The sequence below is a fragment of the Cytobacillus eiseniae genome, from assembly GCF_017874625.1.
Classification (GTDB): domain Bacteria; phylum Bacillota; class Bacilli; order Bacillales; family Cytobacillaceae; genus Cytobacillus; species Cytobacillus eiseniae.
Map to the genome: position 1 here is coordinate 91,438 of NZ_JAGIKZ010000012.1, position 18,395 is coordinate 109,832.

Consider the following 18,395-nt stretch of genomic DNA (forward strand, 5'->3'; position numbering starts at 1 on the left):
CGAACAGCCATGCTTACGTAATTTTAAAATTCATATATCTTCCTGACATTTCATAAACTACCAATCAATAGAATTAGAATACTATTAATAAAGTGGATTATCTAATTCTTAGGTTACACCATTAAAACCTAACCATTTTACTAATTAATTAAAAGTAAGAACTATCTATATTTTACCATAATTTCAAAAATAGAACGGTCAAAAGACCCGTTCCTTATGTAAAATTTTCTCCTTCTCCAATTGTTTCTAGGTATACAACAAAAAAACAAGTTTGAAAATTCACAAGAACATTTAGTAACAATTGAACCTAATAAAGTTCAATATAGTAGAAGGTTATTTATATGAACAAAGCCTTCAACGTTTAGTTCCGCTGAAGGCTTTGTTCATATTCTTAAATCTAGACCAAAACAGAGATCGTAGACTTTGATGAAACTTATGCTAAATTCGGCTTTGGACAAAAACCGGCATACTTCCGAAGGGATTATCATTTACATTTCCATTCGGGCGACCCTTAGATATTAATGATAAAATTCTAATAGAACCCGATAAAAATCAAATCGGTGGTCTTAGCATATTCTAGGAGTTTATTGGTTGTAATATTACAAAATCTTTTTAACATAGAAAGGTTAAACAAAAAGGGAAACCTTTATAACTTTTAGATTTCCTATTACTGAATCAAAATTCAACATTAATATAGATTTAACATAGCCCTATTCAAAAAAACACCACCTATAATATTTCAACAGGTTTACAATAATGATATATCCTTCACATTACAACGCCTGGAAAAGAGATGCCGCACAATTTAGCCAGTTATGGAATCAGGTTTTAAGTATTTAACTAAAGAAAAACATCCTCCATACAATTGGTTGTATGGAGGATGTTTTTTTAAGAATGTTGTTGAAATGCTACTGTTGATAGTATTTACCTATCGATAAACCTTTACGTATCTAGGGTTTGGGCGTTTACTACATCATGCCGCCCCTAAGGTGAGAGTGTGTAATATCTTTAACCTAGTGTGTGTAGAGTGCGGTATATCAATGTTTTGTTAAATTCTGACTGTAACATCTTTAACGAGGTTTTACTATTTTTTACTGGATTGCGTTAGCAAAATGTTAGCAATTTGCTAGCCTGGTTACGACCACGAAATTAACAATTTGCTATTAACGGATTTACCATATAGAAACGTCAAAAGGTTTTGAATATCATTTTCTATATGAAAATTCCCAATTTATTGTTCTTATATAAGCACGAATATCAATTGTGAAAGGGCTTCAATATTCATCAACCAATTTTGCCTCGATTTTCAACTTGAAAATTGTGTATTGCTAAATTTAATCTTGTTATGTCTTTTACAGATAAATCAACAAACTGTACACCATAAGAAATTGATTTCCCTTTAATGTAATCTTCTCTTCTCATGATTTTACCTTTTAAATCAAATAATTCGCCGTAGAAGGTAAAATTAATTTTTATTATAATATTGTATTTTACAGGAAATTCAAAAGACGTTAGAAACTTCAGACCACCAATACTAAGATCCTCGATTACTCCATTAAAATTCCTATTCTTTAATTTCCCTATAGAACTATTACCAAATTCCATTAGAGTAAAAGTACTTTCTATTTTAGGAAGGTTTATTCTATAAGAATTTCTCTTTTCAATTGGACTAGTCTTTTTAACGATATTTAGGTTATTTTTAGAATATCCACCTCCGATCCAAAGTATACAGGGTTGGCCAGGGGGGATTTATTTTCACAGAAAAATAGAGTATAAAATCGGATTATATCCATAGAATACAAGATTTACTATTTCGCGGATAATTCAGGATCTGTAATTGGAATAAATACTCCTTCCATACCTTTAATAATAAATTGAAAGGAAGTATAATTCATTGAATAATGACTATTTAGACCCTATAAACTCGTTACATGTACCCGAGCTAGCTGATACCACATTTGCAATGGATTTCCTTCTTCGTGCCAAAGAAGGTGTTCGGAATATTGCAGTCGCATTAACAGAGTCTGCATCACCTGATGTTAGAACCCTCTTACGAACACAGTTAATGCAAGGTATTGCCATGCACCAAGAAATTACAGAACTAATGATTAATAAAAAATGGTTCCATCCATACGAACTAAGTGAACAGTATAAACTAGATCAACTCTCTGCCAACAATACATTGATGATTGGCAAAATGAATCTATTCCCGGTTGAGACCAATAGAAAAGGTATGTTTGACCGGGCACCTGATGATCACTAACACTGGAGGCTGTATAACATGAAGGCAGTAACATATCAAGGTATAAAAAATGTTGTAGTTAAAGAAGTTCCAGATCCAAAGATTGAAAAACAAGATGACATGATTATTAAAGTAACGAGTACAGCTATATGTGGGTCTGATTTACATTTAATTCATGGCATGATTCCTAACCTGCAAGAAAACTATGTTATCGGCCATGAACCAATGGGAATCGTCGAAGAAGTTGGTCCAGGTGTGACTAAGGTAAAAAAGGGAGATCGAGTCATTATCCCTTTTAATATAGCATGCGGTGAATGCACTTATTGTAAAAACCATTTGGAAAGCCAATGTGATAATTCTAATGATAATGGTGATATGGGTGCCTATTTCGGATATTCTGATACGACGGGTGGCTATCCAGGTGGACAAGCCGAATATTTAAGAGTGCCCTTTGCCAACTTTACTCATTTCAAAATTCCAGAGACTTGTGAAGAACCAGATGAAAAGTTAACAGTTATTGCCGATGCGATGACTACTGGTTTTTGGAGTGTTGACAATGCAGGCGTAAAGGATGGAGATACAGTTATTGTTTTCGGCTGTGGTCCAGTTGGTCTTTTTGCTCAAAAATTCTGTTGGTTAAAAGGGGCAAAGCGTGTCATTGCAGTTGATTATGTCAATTATCGCCTTCAGCACGCTAAGCGCACCAACAAAGTAGAAATTGTTAACTTTGAAGACCATGAAAATGTTGGAAGTTATTTGAAGGAAATAACCAAAGGCGGCGCTGATGTTGTCATTGATGCAGTTGGTATGGATGGTAAAATGACTGATTTAGAGTTCTTGGCGAGCGGAATGAAGCTCCAAGGCGGAGCATTAAGTGCATTTATCATGGCTTCACAAGCAGTGCGTAAAGGCGGGACAATTCAAGTTACTGGCGTTTACGGCGGCAGATATAATGGTTTCCCTCTTGGAGATATTATGCAGCGAAATATCAATATCCGTTCTGGGCAAGCACCTGTGATTCACTATATGCCGTATATGTTTGAATTAGTTTCGACCGGAAAAATTGATCCAGGAGATGTCGTAAGTCATGTACTTCCACTTAGTGAAGCAAAGCGTGGCTATGAGATTTTTGACACAAAAATGGATGATTGTATAAAAGTCGTGTTGAAACCTTAAGGAAGGAGGTTAATAAATGAACTACGCCTTACATGAAGTTCTTGAGGTCCATGAGATGGCTGCATTTAAGACTAACTGTTTAACTAAATCAAAAACGATGAAAGCGTTAGTTACAGATCAGCTATTAAAAGATATTATGCAGCAAGACATTGATGTATCTACAAGACAATTACAAGAATATGCTTCTATCCTTTCAAACGCTAAGCAGTAAATTAGGAGATGAATGAACATGAATCCAATCATTGAAACTTTAACTGGCATGGACGCACTATCGGATCAAGTGGTTGCAATGGATCTACTCATTTCAGCTAAAAGTGGAATTAGAAATTATGCCATGGCCGTTACGGAGGCAGGAACACCGGAAATTAAAGAAATGCTTACTCGCCATTTAGTGGAAGCTCTTGATATGCATGAACAAATATCCGCATATATGGTAGAAAAAGGATGGTACCATGCTTGGGATACAAACGAACAGATTAGTTTGGATTTAAATAATATCAATACAGCATTGAACTTACCGACATTATAAAAAATCCCAAGGAACAGTTTAACTATCACAAGATAAACTGTTCCTAGTAAGCGATTTTGATTTTATTTCGCAGAAGTAATTAAAATTAATAATCCATTCTTACTAGTGTTTGTTTAACCACTATAAACATTAATTGACTATTTTATTATGAAAAACGTCGGAGCAGGAAATTCACCAATTTTCATACGAAGTAAACTATATGGTTTCTGTCGTAGGTCTTTTCCATAATGAAATCTAGGCTGCCGATGTAATTGGTTCACAATGACATACAAATATTGATCCGGACCAATTGAAAAAGTATCCGGCCACAAAATTCTCGGATCATGTGCGATCGTTTCCATTGTGCCATTCGGCAATATTTTACGGATACTGTTGTTTTCATAGTCTCCAGCATAAACAGCTCCCTTTGCATCGGTGATCATTCCATCAGACGCACCTTTTTCTCCCCAATACACCACATGAAAAGGTAAATCCATGTCCGGTATCGTTCTGTCTCTCAGGGCTTCTGTTGAGATCGAGAACAAATGACGACTGGTTAGTGGAGCAAAATATAATATCTTTCCTTCGGGAGAAATCGCAAGACTATCAGAAGCCAATCTAAATGGAGAAGTTGAACCATCTTTGTTTCGATTCATTAAAATTTGACCTTCTACTTTCGGTAACATATAGGGATCTGGTGAAGTTGAATTTGCACCATTTAACCGTCTAAACGCGTTTCCATTTGATAAATCTACTACGATAATAGCTCCTGGTCCTCTTGTAGAAGAATCCGTTATATAGGCATAACCTGCTTTTCCAACACGAAAATCAAAACGGACATCATTCAGATAAGTTGTAGGCAGGACAACATCTACTGTAAAGGTATATACTTTTCTTATTCTATTGGTTTCCAAATCAACAGCGACTAATTTTGCCCCTCTTTTAATAGGTTCAGAAAAATTGGGTGCCGCTGTATCTAATATCCAAAGCCTTCCCCTTCCATCAGCCACTACACTTGAACACTGATGAAAGTCGTTGTGATATTCTCGGGGTTAACCAAATTAGTTTGTAAATTAGGATAAGGTTGCAATTTATTCTCAACAATTTCCGCCACCGTAAATTTAACATCGTCTCCCCATTTCGGAAAACAAATGAAAATACGACCGGTTTCTGAAACAGTAACACCTGTAGGCATAGCCCCATAAAATGAATAAACTAGTTCTAAATTACCGAAATATTTTTCACTAGGTAACATAGGTTTCATAATATCCTCCTTTAGCATTGTAAACGGATATTCTCCTATATATGATTTATATCTTTTCTAGTGCATGTTTTTTAGTAAGTTTTTCTATATGAAAAGATGATTGAAGCGATTGTTTTAGAAATTTAATAAGTCTTCAAAGGAAACATTTTACTTTAAAGTTCTCTAGATGAAGTTGAATTCAATTAGCAGGTAACGAAGTTCAATATTCCCGAATCAACGTTCAGTTGTTAAAAATAAAAATTGGTGAAGTTTACTTTTTAACTTTATGTAGAAATATACTTAAACTAAACTTCCATTTAGTCCCATTAAAAAAATGACCTCCGCAGCGCTCATCATCCTGAACAAATCACAAACTTTTTAAAGTCCCCCATTGCTGAATATTCGAAAAAGCCCTTTTAGTTATGATACATCCCTTATCAAACCAAAAAATTATTAATTTTCCATGCAATATTACATAATTGATAAAAAAATAACAGATACTTGTTATAGAAAATAGAATAAATCTTAAAAAGGAATTGATTATATGGATAATACAAAGGCTGTAAAGTTAACTGCGGGTGAGTTAGCACACTGTTGGGAACAGTTAATGAATAATAGTATGTCAAATGTTGTTATGGAGTATCTTACTTTAACATCAGAACTAGAAGAAGTTAAATCTCTTTGTAGTGAGGCGGGTTCTATTTTTAAATCTTCTTTACAATTTTTTGAATCTGTTCTACGAAGTGAAAACTATCCAATCCCTAAAGGCTTTAACATTAAAGATGATTTAAACCCAAATGCCCCTAAGATGTATTCAGATGTTTTTATACTATTTTATTTAAATAATATGTCTAAAATTGGAATGACCTTAACAAGTATGGCACTATCGGATTCAGTAAGGGAGGATATCCGCAATTTTTTCCACGAACAATTAAAAAACGTTTCAAGTTTATTTGAAAGTACAACAACGATTCTATTGGAAAAGGGAGTATTTGTAAGACCTCCTTCAATTACCTCCACTCAGGAAACAAACCCAATTGCAAATAAAGGATTTTTGGGTAATTTCTTTAATGATAATAGAGAATTAACGGCAAGAGAAGCAAATGAGCTACACAAAAATGTTTTTATGAATTATATTGGTAAAAACTTATTAATTGGATTTATACAATCTACATCTAATCAGCAATTAATAAGTTTATTGCAACATGGAAAAGAATTATCTTTAAATATTATAGACAAATTAGGTGATATTTTAGTTCAAAATGATTTGCCTATTTCAATGACCTGGGATACAAATGTTTTGGATTGTAAAACATCTCCTTTTTCAGATAAATTAATAGCTTATCTATTAGACCAACTTAATCGTGATGGTATCGCCAGTTATGGATATAGTGCAGCAGTAAGTATCCGAAAAGATTTAAAAACTACATATGCAAAGATAATTGCAGATGTGTATCAATATGAAGAAAATATAAAAACCTTTATGATAAAAAATGAGTGGATGGAGAAACCTCCCGTTGCACTAAATAGGGATAAGCTTGCTCATGACTAAAGAAAAATAAAGCTACCAAAGTACGGTAGCTTTTTGGTTTTTCAAAGGAGTATACCAAATCTCTTTTAAGAGATGGTGAGTGTACCAGATATATGAAAGCCATTATTCCATTACCTTCCCTTTTGTGGCAGAACACTAAACTTTAATTTTTTTCGACAAAAAGGTGTTAATTTAAAGTTTTCCATCAAATAAAAAAACCGACTTAATGTCGGTCTTATAATTCTTTCATGTGGTTTATGAAATTCGATTAACAAGTTGAATCAGTGCTTCGTTGATCGGCGTAACTGGACGACCAAGAACTTTCTCGAAATCATTGCTTTCAACTGCTAGTGAACCGTTTCTAATGCTTTCTTGAATCCCTACTACAATAGGAATCACAAAATCAGGTAACCCTATTCCTTTCATGATCTCAGCATATTTTTCGTCACTAACTTGTTGTACAGGAACTTCTTTACCCAATACATTACCAAGAGCTGATGCCAATTCCTCTTGAGTTAAAAGAGGACCAGAAATTTCATACACTGTATTTTCGTGGCCGTTTCCAGCAAGAACTGCTGCAGCGGCATCAGCATAATCTTGTTGCAGTGCCCACCCTACTTTTCCTTCTCCTGCCGAAGTTACCCACGGGGATCCTGCAATTACCCCTTGGATGCTCCCGACTTCGTTTTCCAAATACCAATTGTTACGTAAGAAGGAATATGGAATACCCGTTTTAATGATGGCTGTTTCTGTTGCTATATGAGGAGGTGCCATTAAATTTTTACTTTCTGTTGCATTAGCAATACTTGTGTAAGCAATAAATTTTACCCCTGTACGCTCAGCCGCTTGGACAGCATTAGCATGTTGATGAATTCTTGTTTCATTGTCACCATCGGCTGAAATAATTAATAGGCGGTCAATCCCTGTAAAGGCATCATCTAATGTTTCTGGACGGTCAAAATCGCCTTGACGAACTTCCACTCCACGTTTACGAAGGTCTTTTGCTTTCTCTGGATTTCGGACACTCACCACCAGATTATTTGCAGGTACTGATTTCAATAACGATTCTACAACTTTTGAACCTAATTTTCCCGTTGCTCCAGTAACTAAAATTTTCATTAATATTCCCTCCGTATAAGTTTTATCTGTAACAATTTTGACTACATGTATTTATTTTAGTTACATGTAACCGTTTTGTCAACAGGTAAAATGATATATATTATTTTGGCTATATTTTGGTATAATAAAACTTGTAATCAAAATAATTACATGATGAAGAAAAACAATAATATAAATATTAATTAATAGAGGCGGTGACTGAACATGTCCATCAGCAGTCGATTTGCAGTAGGAATTCATATATTGGCTCTAATTGAATTAAATAATGAAGGAGTTACTTCTTCTGAATTTTTAGCTAAGAGTGTTAATACGAACCCAGCCGTTATAAGAAAACTAATGGGGATGTTAAAAAAAGCTGGTTTGATAGAAGTAAATCCGGGAATTGCAGGTGCTAAACTCGCAAAGAAATTATCTAGTATCACCTTGTTCGACGTATATAAGGCAGTGAATGTTGTACAAGATAAAGAGTTGTTTAGCATACACGAAAGTTCACATCCTGATTGTCTTGTAGGAAGAAACATACAAAATACAATTGAACCATTATTCACAGCTGCCCAATTGGCAATGGAGAAGGTTTTAAGAAATGTTACTTTAGAAGATGTTGTGAGAGACATTGCTGCTAAAGAAAATATCTGTTAAAAAAGACATTCCAAAGGAATGTCTTTTCTCTTCCTTAAGTGAAGCACTTCACACAAGTAAATCATACTTAAAAATAGCAAAACAAGTGTAAAGAATTGCTTAAATTTTCTAATCCATGAGCAGTTGGTTCTTGTGCGCAGTAAATAGTCTACTACGTATTACAAGAGTTAATTAGTAAGTTTGTACCCGAGAGAATGTAGTGAACATATAACACAAAAAAGCTTCTCAAAAGTTGGATAAACTTTTGAAGAAGCCTCTCTTATGTTTACCTAATGTTAGCAATTTGTTAGCAAAATCACTTTAGACCCTTATATACCAAGGGATTGAGCGGTTATCACATCATGCCGCCCATTCCACCCATACCGCCCATGTCAGGCATACCCATGCCGCCTGCACCAGCTGGTTCTGGCTTGTCAGCAACAACTGCTTCAGTTGTTAGGAACATGGCTGCAACAGATGCTGCGTTTTGAAGTGCTGAACGAGTAACTTTAGTTGGGTCAACGATTCCTGCTTCAACCATGTTTACCCATTCGTTTGTAGCAGCGTTGAAGCCTGTGCCAATTGCTTCGCGCTTTAAGCGGTCAACAACGACAGATCCTTCTAGTCCTGCATTGTGTGCAATTGTGCGAACTGGTTCTTCCATTGCACGTAATACGATGTTGATACCTGTAGCAACGTCGCCTTCAGCTTGAAGTGCAGCTACTTTATTGTATACGTTAAGAAGGGCAACCCCACCACCGGATACGATTCCTTCTTCTACTGCTGCGCGCGTAGAGTTTAGGGCGTCTTCGATACGTAGTTTGCGTTCTTTTAATTCTGTTTCAGTTGCAGCGCCAACTTTAACGACTGCTACTCCGCCAGCTAATTTAGCTAAGCGTTCTTGTAATTTTTCACGGTCAAATTCAGAAGTTGTATCTTCCATTTGAACGCGAATTTGGTTTACACGGCCAGCAATTTGTGCGCTGTCTCCAGCACCTTCAACGATTGTTGTATTTTCTTTTGTTACAACAACTTTAGAAGCGCGTCCTAGAGAAGCAATGGTTGTCGATTTAAGCTCACGGCCTAATTCTTCAGTGATTACTTCACCGCCAGTTAAGATCGCGATATCTTCAAGCATTGCTTTACGGCGATCACCGAAGCCAGGAGCTTTAACAGCAACGGCATTGAATGTTCCGCGAAGCTTATTCAATACTAGTGTAGAAAGTGCTTCCCCTTCAACATCTTCAGCAACTAATAATAAAGGTTTGCCTTGTTGTACCACTTGCTCAAGAACAGGAAGTACTTCTTGAATACTTGAGATTTTCTTATCTGTGATTAAGATGTATGGATTGTCTAGGATAGCTTCCATTTTATCTGTATCAGTAACCATGTATGCAGAAGCATATCCACGATCGAATTGCATTCCTTCAACTACGTCTAATTCAGTAGTGAAGCCTTTTGATTCTTCGATTGTGATAACACCGTCGTTGCCAACGCGTTCCATAGCTTCAGCGATTAATTGACCTACTTCTTCGTCTGCAGCAGAGATAGAAGCTACTTGTGCGATTGATTCTTTGCCTTCAATTGGTTTAGAAATCGCTTGTAATTCTTCAACTGCTGTTAATACAGCCTTTTCGATTCCTTTGCGGATACCCATTGGGTTTGCACCAGCAGTTACGTTTTTAAGGCCTTCACGGATCATCGCTTGAGCAAGAACTGTTGCAGTAGTTGTACCGTCACCAGCAACATCATTTGTCTTGCTTGCTACTTCAGCAACAAGCTTAGCACCCATATTTTCAAATGCATCTTCTAATTCGATTTCTTTCGCAATTGTTACACCATCATTTGTAATTAATGGTGAACCGAATTTTTTCTCAAGAACCACGTTACGTCCTTTTGGTCCAAGAGTAACTTTTACTGCATCAGCTAGCGTATCTACTCCGCGAAGCATCGCGCGGCGAGCTTCTTCACTAAATTTAATATCTTTAGCCATTTGTAAATAACCTCCTTGGAAATTTTGTTTGTGTATTTTATAACTGTCTATTAATTAGCCAATAATCGCAAGAATATCATTTTCACGTAAAATTAAATATTCTTTTCCTTCATATTTCACTTCAGTACCAGCATATTTTGAGAAGATAATACGATCTCCTTCAGCAACTTCAAGGGCTACACGCTCACCATTCTCAAGAACACGTCCTGTACCTACAGCAACGACATTAGCTTCTTGAGGTTTTTCTTTCGCAGTGTCCGGCAAAACGATGCCGCTTGCAGTTTTTTCTTCAGTTTCAACAAGCTCGATAATAATTCGATCACCTAGTGGCTTTAACAAGTGAAACAACCTCCTCAATTTATATGTAAGATTTTTTATTAGCACTCTATCCATCTGAGTGCTAACACAATTATTATATTAAAGAATATGAAATCTATTTGCAAGAGTGAAGCTCAATTTTTTTGTAAAAAATATTCATAATAACTGATTTCGTTATTTCAAATTATATTTTCGTTCTTAATACCCCCTTCATAATTGAAACAAGCAAAGAAATATGAGTACAATAGACTTTGATTAACTTATAAGGAGAAACTACATTGAAAAAGGAATATTGGTTCATTCTAATTGCCTATATAGCTATGCAACTCTCAAGCATTATCGGAGTCCCACTTCTTATCCTTACCGGAACCTTTTTTGGACATAGCCTTGAAGAAATGGAGATTCTCGCTGTTCCTTATTGGATTGTAATTAGCTTCACGATTACCTTTATCATTATTCTAGTCCTATTAAGGAAAGAAATGAAGGCAATCCCCGAGTTAAGGGATACACCTTCCACCCCTGCTACAATCATGTGGGCAATCGGTGGGATTTTCCTTGCCTTTTTCTCACAAACAGTGGCTGCAAATATCGAGATTTGGCTCGGAATCGATATGGGGTCTGAAAATACACAAGATATTTTGAATTTAATTCGAGCCTTCCCTGCCGTGATCATTGTCAGCTCAATCCTCGGTCCTATCCTAGAGGAGATTGTCTTTCGGAAAATTATTTTTGGTTCACTGCATAAGCATTTGAATTTCTTTCTCTCAGCAATCATCAGTTCAATTATATTCTCACTTGCACATATGGAAGTTGAACATACACTTTTATACACAGCCATGGGATTTACATTTGCTTTCCTCTATGTAAAGACAAAGCAGATCATTGTACCAATTTTTGCCCATGTAGCAATGAATACAATTGTTGTCATCCTTCAATTAAATCAGGAAAAAATTCTTAACTGGCTTGAAGAATTAGAAAAGTTACAAGCCTTTATCGGAGGTATATTATGAGAAACACCCCATTATATTCTGGAATTATTTATATTTTGCTTGGTCTCCTCTTTACATATATTGCTACTCAAAACATCCAGCGAGAAGATGGCTGGGGAGTGTTTACCATCTTTCTTATTATTATTGCCACCTTTGATATTGGTGGCGGGTTGCGAATGATTGCCTTTCATTTTAAAATGAAAAAGGCCTTAAAAAACAAATGAGCCTCTCGATAGGAGGCTCATTTTATTTATAGTTATTATTCGATTCCCTCATTTTCTGTTGGGTAATGCTTTAAGAAATAGATCAGGGATTGAAGCTCAACAGCTAAGTCAATATGATGAATTCTAATCGTCGAAGGAACAGAAAGTCTTGCTGGTGTGAAATTCAAAATTCCATTTACACTGCCTTGAACGATTCGGTCTGCAATGGATTGAGCAGCTGGCGCAGGAACTGTTAATATCGCTACTTGAATATTATGCTCCTTAATAACCTTCTCAAGATCATCCATATGAAAGACCGGCACATTCCCAATTTTTGTTCCAACCTTATGTTCATCTACATCAAAAGCCACTTCAATTTTCGTATTATTGTTTTTAAGAAAATTATAATTTAAAAAAGCAGTCCCCAGGTTTCCTACACCGATTAGTGCAACCTTTGTCAGCTCATCCTGGTCCAATGTCTTTCGAAAAAAGGTTAACAAGTAATTCACATTATACCCATACCCCTTTTTACCTAATGCCCCAAAATAGGAAAAGTCTCTGCGAATTGTTGCAGAGTCAACCTTAACTGCCTCACTTAATTCAGCAGATGAAACCCGTTGCTTTCCAGATGAATGTAAGTTTTTTAGAAAACGATAGTACAGAGGGAGCCTTTTTGCAGTTGCTTGCGGAATTTTTACTGTTTCATTTGCCATTTTACATCCACTCTCCCAAAGTCACTTTATAATGTGTCCCTTTTAAAGTCTCCATTTTTCCCACCCGTTTTTTCAACTAAATACGTTTGGCCAATGATCATGCCCTTATCAACCGCTTTACACATATCATAAACTGTCAGAGCACAGACTGATGCTGCTGTTAGCGCTTCCATCTCAACTCCTGTATTGCCTTTCGTTTTAGCAGTTGCCTGTATTAAAAGAGAATATGTCTCTTGATTAACTTCCCATGAAAATGAAATATCTACACCTGTTAATGGGATCGGATGACACATCGGGATTATTTCCCAAGTTTTCTTGCATGCCATTACTCCCGCAACCTGAGCGACAGCAAGTACATCTCCTTTTTTCATTTTATTCGAAGTAATTCTTTCGTAAATTTCTTTATTAACAATAATGCTGGAATGAGCAATCGCTGTTCTTGCCGTTTCAGGCTTATCACTAACATCGACCATCTTCGCTCGTCCCTCTTGATTAAAATGAGTAAACTCAGTCATCTCAAACACCTCTTAATAAAATGATACACTATTTTTATCCATTTGTAAGTACTTTGTATAATTGTTCACGTTTGAAAACTGATCATTATTGCCCATCATTTATGAATGGGTTACACTAACTCTATACTATAGAGGTGAAAATGATGATTTTATTACAGGTCAATCAATTAGAAAAAAACTTTGGTGCTGAACCTATTTTATCGAATATAAAGCTAGAAGTACAAACACGAGACCGCATTGCCCTTGTTGGCCGCAATGGAGCTGGCAAATCAACACTTTTGAAGATTATCGCTGGCCACATGTCTTATGACTCAGGGGATATTATTAAGCCCAAAGAAGTGAAAATCGGTTATTTAGCACAAAATACGGGCTTAGAATCAGCACGTTCGATTTGGGATGAGATGTTGACTGTATTTGAGTATTTGCAATTACAAGAAAAGGAATTACGTCGGCTAGAAGAGCGTATGTCTGATCCTGATGCCATGGGAAATCACCAGGAGTACGAGAAGATTCTATCTGAATATGATAGACGCCAAGTTCAATTTAAGGAAGAGGGCGGCTATCAGTATGAATCAGATATTCGTTCTGTCCTCCATGGACTCAATTTCCATTCTTTCAGTTATGAAACAAAAATATCCACATTAAGCGGTGGACAAAAAACAAGGCTAGCTCTTGGGAAACTATTATTAACGAAACCCGATATTCTCATATTAGATGAGCCTACCAACCATTTAGATATTGATACATTAACATGGCTCGAACAGTACTTGCAGGGATATGATGGCGCAATCTTAATTGTTTCACATGATCGCTATTTTCTAGATAAGGTTGTCACACAAGTCTATGAGCTATCAAGGCTTCAAATACGAAAATACCCTGGAAATTACAGTGCGTATCTTGATCAAAAAGCAGCGAATTACGAAAGAGAAATGAAGGAATTTGAGAAGCAACAAGAAGAAGTCGCAAAGCTTCAAGATTTCATTCAAAGAAATCTTGCACGTGCATCCACAACAAAAAGAGCACAGAGCAGAAGAAAGCAGCTTGAAAAGATGGACTTATTAGACAGGCCCCTTGGAGATGAAAAATCAGCCTCATTCGGTTTTCATATTGAAAAGCAATCTGGGAATGAAGTACTGAAAGCAAATACTGTTACAATTGGTTATCACGGGGATAAGATTTCCGACAATCTTTCCTTTCGAATCACAAGAGGAGAAAGCATTGCTCTTGTCGGTCCAAATGGTGTAGGGAAGTCCACACTATTAAAATCAATTATAAATAAACTTCCAGTTATTGACGGTCATATAACGACTGGGTCTAATGTATATATTGGTTATTATGATCAAGAACAGGCTGAACTATCTTCAACTAAACGAGTACTAAATGAATTATGGGATGAATTCCCATTAAAAACAGAAAAGGAAATCCGAACTGTATTAGGAAACTTCCTCTTTTCTGGCGATGATGTGCTAAAAAATGTGTCCACATTGAGCGGTGGAGAGAAAGCAAGATTAGCATTAGCCAAATTAATGATGCAAAAAGCTAATTTTCTCATCTTGGACGAGCCGACCAACCACCTTGATTTAGATAGCAAAGAAATTTTAGAAAATGCGCTTATTGACTATCCAGGGACCATTCTATTTGTTTCCCATGACCGATACTTCATTAATCGTATTACAACAAAGGTTCTGGAACTGAGTAAAGACGGAATAACCGAATACTTAGGTGACTATGATTATTTTGTAGAAAAAAAGCTCGAACAGGAAGAACGAAAAGCATTAGATTCTCCTCAAAAGGGAGCAGCTGCACCGGCTATTGAGGAAAAAAACAGCTATCAACAAGATAAAGAGGCAAAAAAGCTCATAAGACAGCGTCAGAGAAGATTAGAAGAAGTTGAGAAGCAAATCGGAGAATTAGAAGAGCAAATTGCTGAATTTGAACTGCTATTATGTGAGCCTGACGTATATCAAGATCATGAAAAGGTTCTTGAGATTACCAACAAAAATAATGAAGCAAAAAAGCACTTAGACGAATTAGTCGAAGAATGGACTGAATTAGCAGATTAATACTTATGTGCAAAATTATTATCTACCCAATACTAATAAGTAAAAGGAACTAGGTATTTTTTCTTCCCTAGTTCCCTTTTATCCACAAAATTACTCACATATAATTACTTGAAATAAAAGCCTTCCACAGACTTTTCCACACTATCCACAATAATCATGCTCTTTATCCACATTTTCTTTGAAAATTATCTGATTTTTCTTTTTATCCACAAAAAAGCCCCCAATCTTTTTGAGGGCACTTGTTTGCTTCTGTTAATTGTGGATAGAAATATCCAGTCCAGGATTGGCATTCAAAGCCATTGTGGATTGAATCCCTTTTTCAAACATAATACTGCCGGCTGCTCCGATCATTGCTGCATTATCTGTGCATAAGGCTAAAGGAGGAATAATCAATTCACAATTTGGTATTTCCTTAAATTTATCCTCTAAAGCTGTTCGTAGTCCCTTATTCGCTGCCACACCGCCTGCTAACAGTACTTGCTTCACTTTGTATTCACTAGCAGCCTTTATCGTTTTAGTTACTAGTACATCAATTACACTCTCCTGAAAACTTGCAGCTAATTCTTGAGGCTTTATTTTCTCGCCTCTTTGTTCTGCATTGTGGACAGTGTTAATAACTGCTGACTTTAATCCACTGAAACTAAAGTCATATGATCCTTCCTCTAACCAAGCTCTTGGCAAAGGAATCGTTGCTTCTCCTTCTTGAGCGAGGCGATCAATATGAGGACCCCCTGGATATGGGAGGTTTAATGTTCTAGCTACTTTATCATATGCTTCCCCTGCTGCGTCATCCCTTGTTTCTCCAATGACTTCAAAATGTCCATGCTCTTTCATATAGACAAGCTCTGTATGTCCGCCAGAAACAACAAGGGCAATTAAAGGAAATTGCAGTTCAGCAATCAGACGGTTGGCATAAATATGTCCAGCAATATGGTGAACCCCAACTAACGGAATGCCATGAGCAAAAGCCACTGCCTTCGCTGCATTCACACCAACTAATAAGGCACCAACTAATCCTGGTCCCTCTGTGACTGCAATTGCTGTTAAATCATCATATTGAATACCTGCCTGCTTAAGTGCTTCCTCCAATACGATTGTTATTTGCTCCACATGATGGCGAGAAGCAATCTCAGGCACAACTCCACCAAATCTTTTATGGCTTTCAATTTGAGAGGCAACAATATTTGCAGCAATCTCTCTGCCATTTTTAATAATTGCTACAGCTGTTTCATCACAGCTCGTTTCTATTCCCATTATCCACTGATCTACATTCGTCATAAATTCACCCACATTACTAAAGCATCTTCTTGATTATCTGAATAATAGTTCTTTCTAATTCCTCCATTTTGAAACCCAAGCTTTCGGTATAAGGACTGCGCAATCTCATTAGAGACTCGTACTTCAAGCGACATGAGCCTTGCCCCTTTTCTTGAGGCAACTTCCATCACTTGCCTCATTATCGCTTCTCCGAGCTTATTTCCACGGTATTCTGGCAATATTGCGACATTCGTTATTTGTGCCTCATCCACAACGATCCAAACACCACAATATCCAATGACCACGCCATCATCTTCCAAGCCTAAATACACAGCATGTTGATTTGTGGATAACTCATTTTCAAAGGCTTCCCTACTCCACGGCAGCGAAAAACATTCATGCTCTATTTTTAAGATATCATCCACATCATTTACATTTAACAATCGAAAGGTTAAAGATCGATTCATTCTACTTCCTTGCCTTTTCTTTATTCTCTTTAATCCAATTCGCTTCTGCTTCTGCCAGACGAATATAGTTAGGGACAAATGTATGAACATCTTCTGCTTCTTTATCCTTGCCTAATAATGCAAGTTCAGCAGGCCGAGGGTTTTGCTCTGTCATTTCAGCATAAACAGCCTGACTACCAAGAATTTCATCAAAGATGGACCGATGCAGCGGCAGATCATTGCCAACAAATAAGATTCTTTCACTTTGCTCCTTTAATTGTGCTGCCCAATCTGTTGATAGCAAAAGCTGGTCCTTTTTCTGATTAACCATTTTTCCATTATGAAATTGATAGAGACTCGTATAGATTTGTCCTCTGCGAGCATCAAACAGCGGAGAGATCATTCCTTCGAAGTAGCGGCCAGATGCTGCCAATACTTCTAAGCTTGAAACACCTGACAAAGGAATGTTTAAAGTCCAAGCTAAAGTTTTAGCAATCGTGACACCGATTCTTACTCCAGTATAAGAACCAGGACCCTTAGCAACAACGATTTTCGAGAGATCACTTGGCTTCATATCACAATCTTTCATCAAGGCTTCAATCGCAGGCATGACGCGAACCGAATGATTCTTTTTTAAATTGGTAATATACTCACCTATCACTTGATCTCCATCTAATAAAGCGATCCCTAATGCATAATTAGAAGTATCGATTGATAGCACTTTCATATAAAAAACTCCTTACATAATTCCTCATATCTCTTTCCAATTGGCGCTAAAACTATTTTCCTTGCGCCATTCTCTCCTAGAAATAATGAAATGGATAATAATTCAGAAGGAAGCTGATCCTTAATTAAATGTGCCCACTCAACAACGGTCACACCATTTCCTTCAAAGTATTCATCAAACCCTAAATCTTCAAAGGAATCCTTAACCCGATACACATCCATATGGTAAAGTGGCATTCTCCCCTGATACTCCTTAATAATTGTAAAGGTAGGGCTATTCACATTTCTTTTAATCTCTAGACCAAGTGCCAAGCCTTTCGTAAACGTCGTTTTGCCTGCACCTAGATCTCCCTCTAAGGCAATGACATCACCTGGCAATAATAATTCTGCAAGACGTTTAGCAAAAGACATTGTCTCTTCAGGTTGATTCGAGGTAAACTCAAATAATTTCATAATAATTACTCACCTTTATATATTTACGAATTTAATTTTGTCATTCTTGGACAAAAAAACCTTAGGATCAATCCTAAGGAATATCTATATGTATAGTCTACATGATTTTTAACAGCTGAGCAAAAATGCGTTTGTAAAAATGAACAAAAAAAAGACGAAACTATGTTTCGTTTTCATTTTAAAAAGTATGGCGGTCCGGACGGGACTCGAACCCGCGACCTCCTGCGTGACAGGCAGGCATTCTAACCAACTGAACTACCGGACCAAATTGCGGGGACAGGA

Annotated in this window: 19 protein-coding genes, 1 tRNA gene and 1 pseudogene; 9 read left to right on the plus strand and 12 right to left on the minus strand. The window is 36.6% G+C overall.

The window, feature by feature from the left end:
• Positions 1-1,284: 1,284 nt before the first annotated feature.
• The gene (locus J2Z40_RS11730) at positions 1,285-1,749 is read right to left on the minus strand and encodes a PilZ domain-containing protein (protein WP_083954051.1); all 465 of its coding nucleotides are present in this window, start codon (positions 1,747-1,749) and stop codon (positions 1,285-1,287) included.
• A 145-nt stretch (positions 1,750-1,894) separates the two neighbouring features.
• Between J2Z40_RS11730 and J2Z40_RS11735 the strand changes: the two genes are divergently transcribed.
• The 4 genes from J2Z40_RS11735 to J2Z40_RS11750 are packed head-to-tail and all read left to right on the plus strand — an operon-like array spanning position 1,895 to position 3,947.
• Complete coding sequence (locus tag J2Z40_RS11735; RefSeq protein ID WP_066400470.1) at positions 1,895-2,263, plus strand: spore coat protein; 369 nt, start codon at positions 1,895-1,897, stop codon at positions 2,261-2,263.
• Between the two features lie 18 nt (positions 2,264-2,281).
• Positions 2,282-3,418, plus strand: coding sequence for a zinc-dependent alcohol dehydrogenase (locus J2Z40_RS11740; RefSeq protein WP_066400462.1), 1,137 nt, complete (start codon positions 2,282-2,284; stop codon positions 3,416-3,418).
• Between the two features lie 16 nt (positions 3,419-3,434).
• Complete coding sequence (locus J2Z40_RS11745) at positions 3,435-3,629, plus strand: hypothetical protein (RefSeq protein WP_066400459.1); 195 nt, start codon at positions 3,435-3,437, stop codon at positions 3,627-3,629.
• Between the two features lie 18 nt (positions 3,630-3,647).
• Positions 3,648-3,947 carry a spore coat protein gene (locus J2Z40_RS11750; protein WP_066400456.1) on the plus strand — a complete coding sequence of 100 codons (300 nt, stop codon included), beginning with the start codon at positions 3,648-3,650 and terminating at the stop codon, positions 3,945-3,947.
• A 137-nt stretch (positions 3,948-4,084) separates the two neighbouring features.
• Here the strand turns inward: J2Z40_RS11750 and J2Z40_RS11755 are convergent.
• A pseudogene (locus J2Z40_RS11755) lies at positions 4,085-5,190 on the minus strand (L-dopachrome tautomerase-related protein).
• A 523-nt stretch (positions 5,191-5,713) separates the two neighbouring features.
• On the opposite strand from J2Z40_RS11755, the gene J2Z40_RS11760 reads away from it, so the two are divergent.
• A complete protein-coding gene (locus J2Z40_RS11760) occupies positions 5,714-6,721 on the plus strand; it encodes a DUF3231 family protein (RefSeq protein ID WP_066400453.1) in 1,008 nt (335 codons plus the stop codon).
• Between the two features lie 234 nt (positions 6,722-6,955).
• Here J2Z40_RS11760 and J2Z40_RS11765 read toward each other — a convergent pair whose 3' ends face one another.
• Entirely contained in the window at positions 6,956-7,819 is an 864-nt protein-coding gene (locus J2Z40_RS11765) for an SDR family oxidoreductase (RefSeq protein WP_066400450.1), read from the minus strand.
• A 204-nt stretch (positions 7,820-8,023) separates the two neighbouring features.
• Between J2Z40_RS11765 and J2Z40_RS11770 the strand changes: the two genes are divergently transcribed.
• Positions 8,024-8,458 (plus strand): Rrf2 family transcriptional regulator, encoded by a 435-nt coding sequence (locus tag J2Z40_RS11770; protein WP_066400448.1) that lies wholly within the window; start codon positions 8,024-8,026, stop codon positions 8,456-8,458.
• Between the two features lie 334 nt (positions 8,459-8,792).
• On the opposite strand, the gene groL is transcribed toward J2Z40_RS11770, so the two are convergent.
• Together groL and groES are read right to left on the minus strand one after the other, a co-directional pair.
• Entirely contained in the window at positions 8,793-10,430 is a 1,638-nt protein-coding gene (gene groL / locus J2Z40_RS11775; RefSeq protein WP_066400446.1) for a chaperonin GroEL, read from the minus strand.
• A gap of 54 nt (positions 10,431-10,484) precedes the next feature.
• Entirely contained in the window at positions 10,485-10,769 is a 285-nt protein-coding gene (gene groES, locus J2Z40_RS11780) for a co-chaperone GroES (RefSeq protein WP_066400444.1), read from the minus strand.
• 257 nt (positions 10,770-11,026) lie between these two features.
• On the opposite strand from groES, the gene J2Z40_RS11785 reads away from it, so the two are divergent.
• Positions 11,027-11,758: a CPBP family intramembrane glutamic endopeptidase gene (locus J2Z40_RS11785; RefSeq protein ID WP_066400443.1), complete on the plus strand. Its 732-nt coding sequence runs from the start codon at positions 11,027-11,029 to the stop codon at positions 11,756-11,758.
• Entirely contained in the window at positions 11,755-11,961 is a 207-nt protein-coding gene (locus J2Z40_RS11790) for a YdiK family protein (RefSeq protein WP_066400441.1), read from the plus strand. The genes J2Z40_RS11785 and J2Z40_RS11790 overlap by 4 nt, the downstream gene beginning before the upstream one ends.
• Before the next feature lie 35 nt (positions 11,962-11,996).
• Here J2Z40_RS11790 and J2Z40_RS11795 read toward each other — a convergent pair whose 3' ends face one another.
• On the minus strand, positions 11,997-12,653 hold the full coding sequence (locus J2Z40_RS11795; protein ID WP_066400439.1) for a redox-sensing transcriptional repressor Rex: 657 nt from the start codon (positions 12,651-12,653) through the stop codon (positions 11,997-11,999).
• Between the two features lie 26 nt (positions 12,654-12,679).
• A complete protein-coding gene (gene moaC, locus J2Z40_RS11800) occupies positions 12,680-13,168 on the minus strand; it encodes a cyclic pyranopterin monophosphate synthase MoaC (protein ID WP_066400436.1) in 489 nt (162 codons plus the stop codon).
• 143 nt (positions 13,169-13,311) lie between these two features.
• Between moaC and J2Z40_RS11805 the strand changes: the two genes are divergently transcribed.
• A complete protein-coding gene (locus tag J2Z40_RS11805; RefSeq protein WP_066400434.1) occupies positions 13,312-15,231 on the plus strand; it encodes an ABC-F family ATP-binding cassette domain-containing protein in 1,920 nt (639 codons plus the stop codon).
• 252 nt (positions 15,232-15,483) lie between these two features.
• On the opposite strand, the gene tsaD is transcribed toward J2Z40_RS11805, so the two are convergent.
• From tsaD to J2Z40_RS11830, 5 genes are all read right to left on the minus strand, one after another.
• Positions 15,484-16,509 carry a tRNA (adenosine(37)-N6)-threonylcarbamoyltransferase complex transferase subunit TsaD gene (gene tsaD, locus J2Z40_RS11810; RefSeq protein WP_066400432.1) on the minus strand — a complete coding sequence of 342 codons (1,026 nt, stop codon included), beginning with the start codon at positions 16,507-16,509 and terminating at the stop codon, positions 15,484-15,486.
• Positions 16,506-16,955, minus strand: coding sequence for a ribosomal protein S18-alanine N-acetyltransferase (gene rimI, locus J2Z40_RS11815; protein ID WP_066400430.1), 450 nt, complete (start codon positions 16,953-16,955; stop codon positions 16,506-16,508). The genes tsaD and rimI overlap by 4 nt, the downstream gene beginning before the upstream one ends.
• A gap of 1 nt (position 16,956) precedes the next feature.
• The gene (gene tsaB / locus J2Z40_RS11820; protein ID WP_066400429.1) at positions 16,957-17,661 is read right to left on the minus strand and encodes a tRNA (adenosine(37)-N6)-threonylcarbamoyltransferase complex dimerization subunit type 1 TsaB; all 705 of its coding nucleotides are present in this window, start codon (positions 17,659-17,661) and stop codon (positions 16,957-16,959) included.
• Complete coding sequence (gene tsaE, locus J2Z40_RS11825) at positions 17,658-18,113, minus strand: tRNA (adenosine(37)-N6)-threonylcarbamoyltransferase complex ATPase subunit type 1 TsaE (RefSeq protein WP_066400426.1); 456 nt, start codon at positions 18,111-18,113, stop codon at positions 17,658-17,660. The genes tsaB and tsaE overlap by 4 nt, the downstream gene beginning before the upstream one ends.
• Before the next feature lie 188 nt (positions 18,114-18,301).
• Positions 18,302-18,378 (minus strand) — tRNA-Asp (locus tag J2Z40_RS11830).
• Positions 18,379-18,395 lie beyond the last annotated feature (17 nt).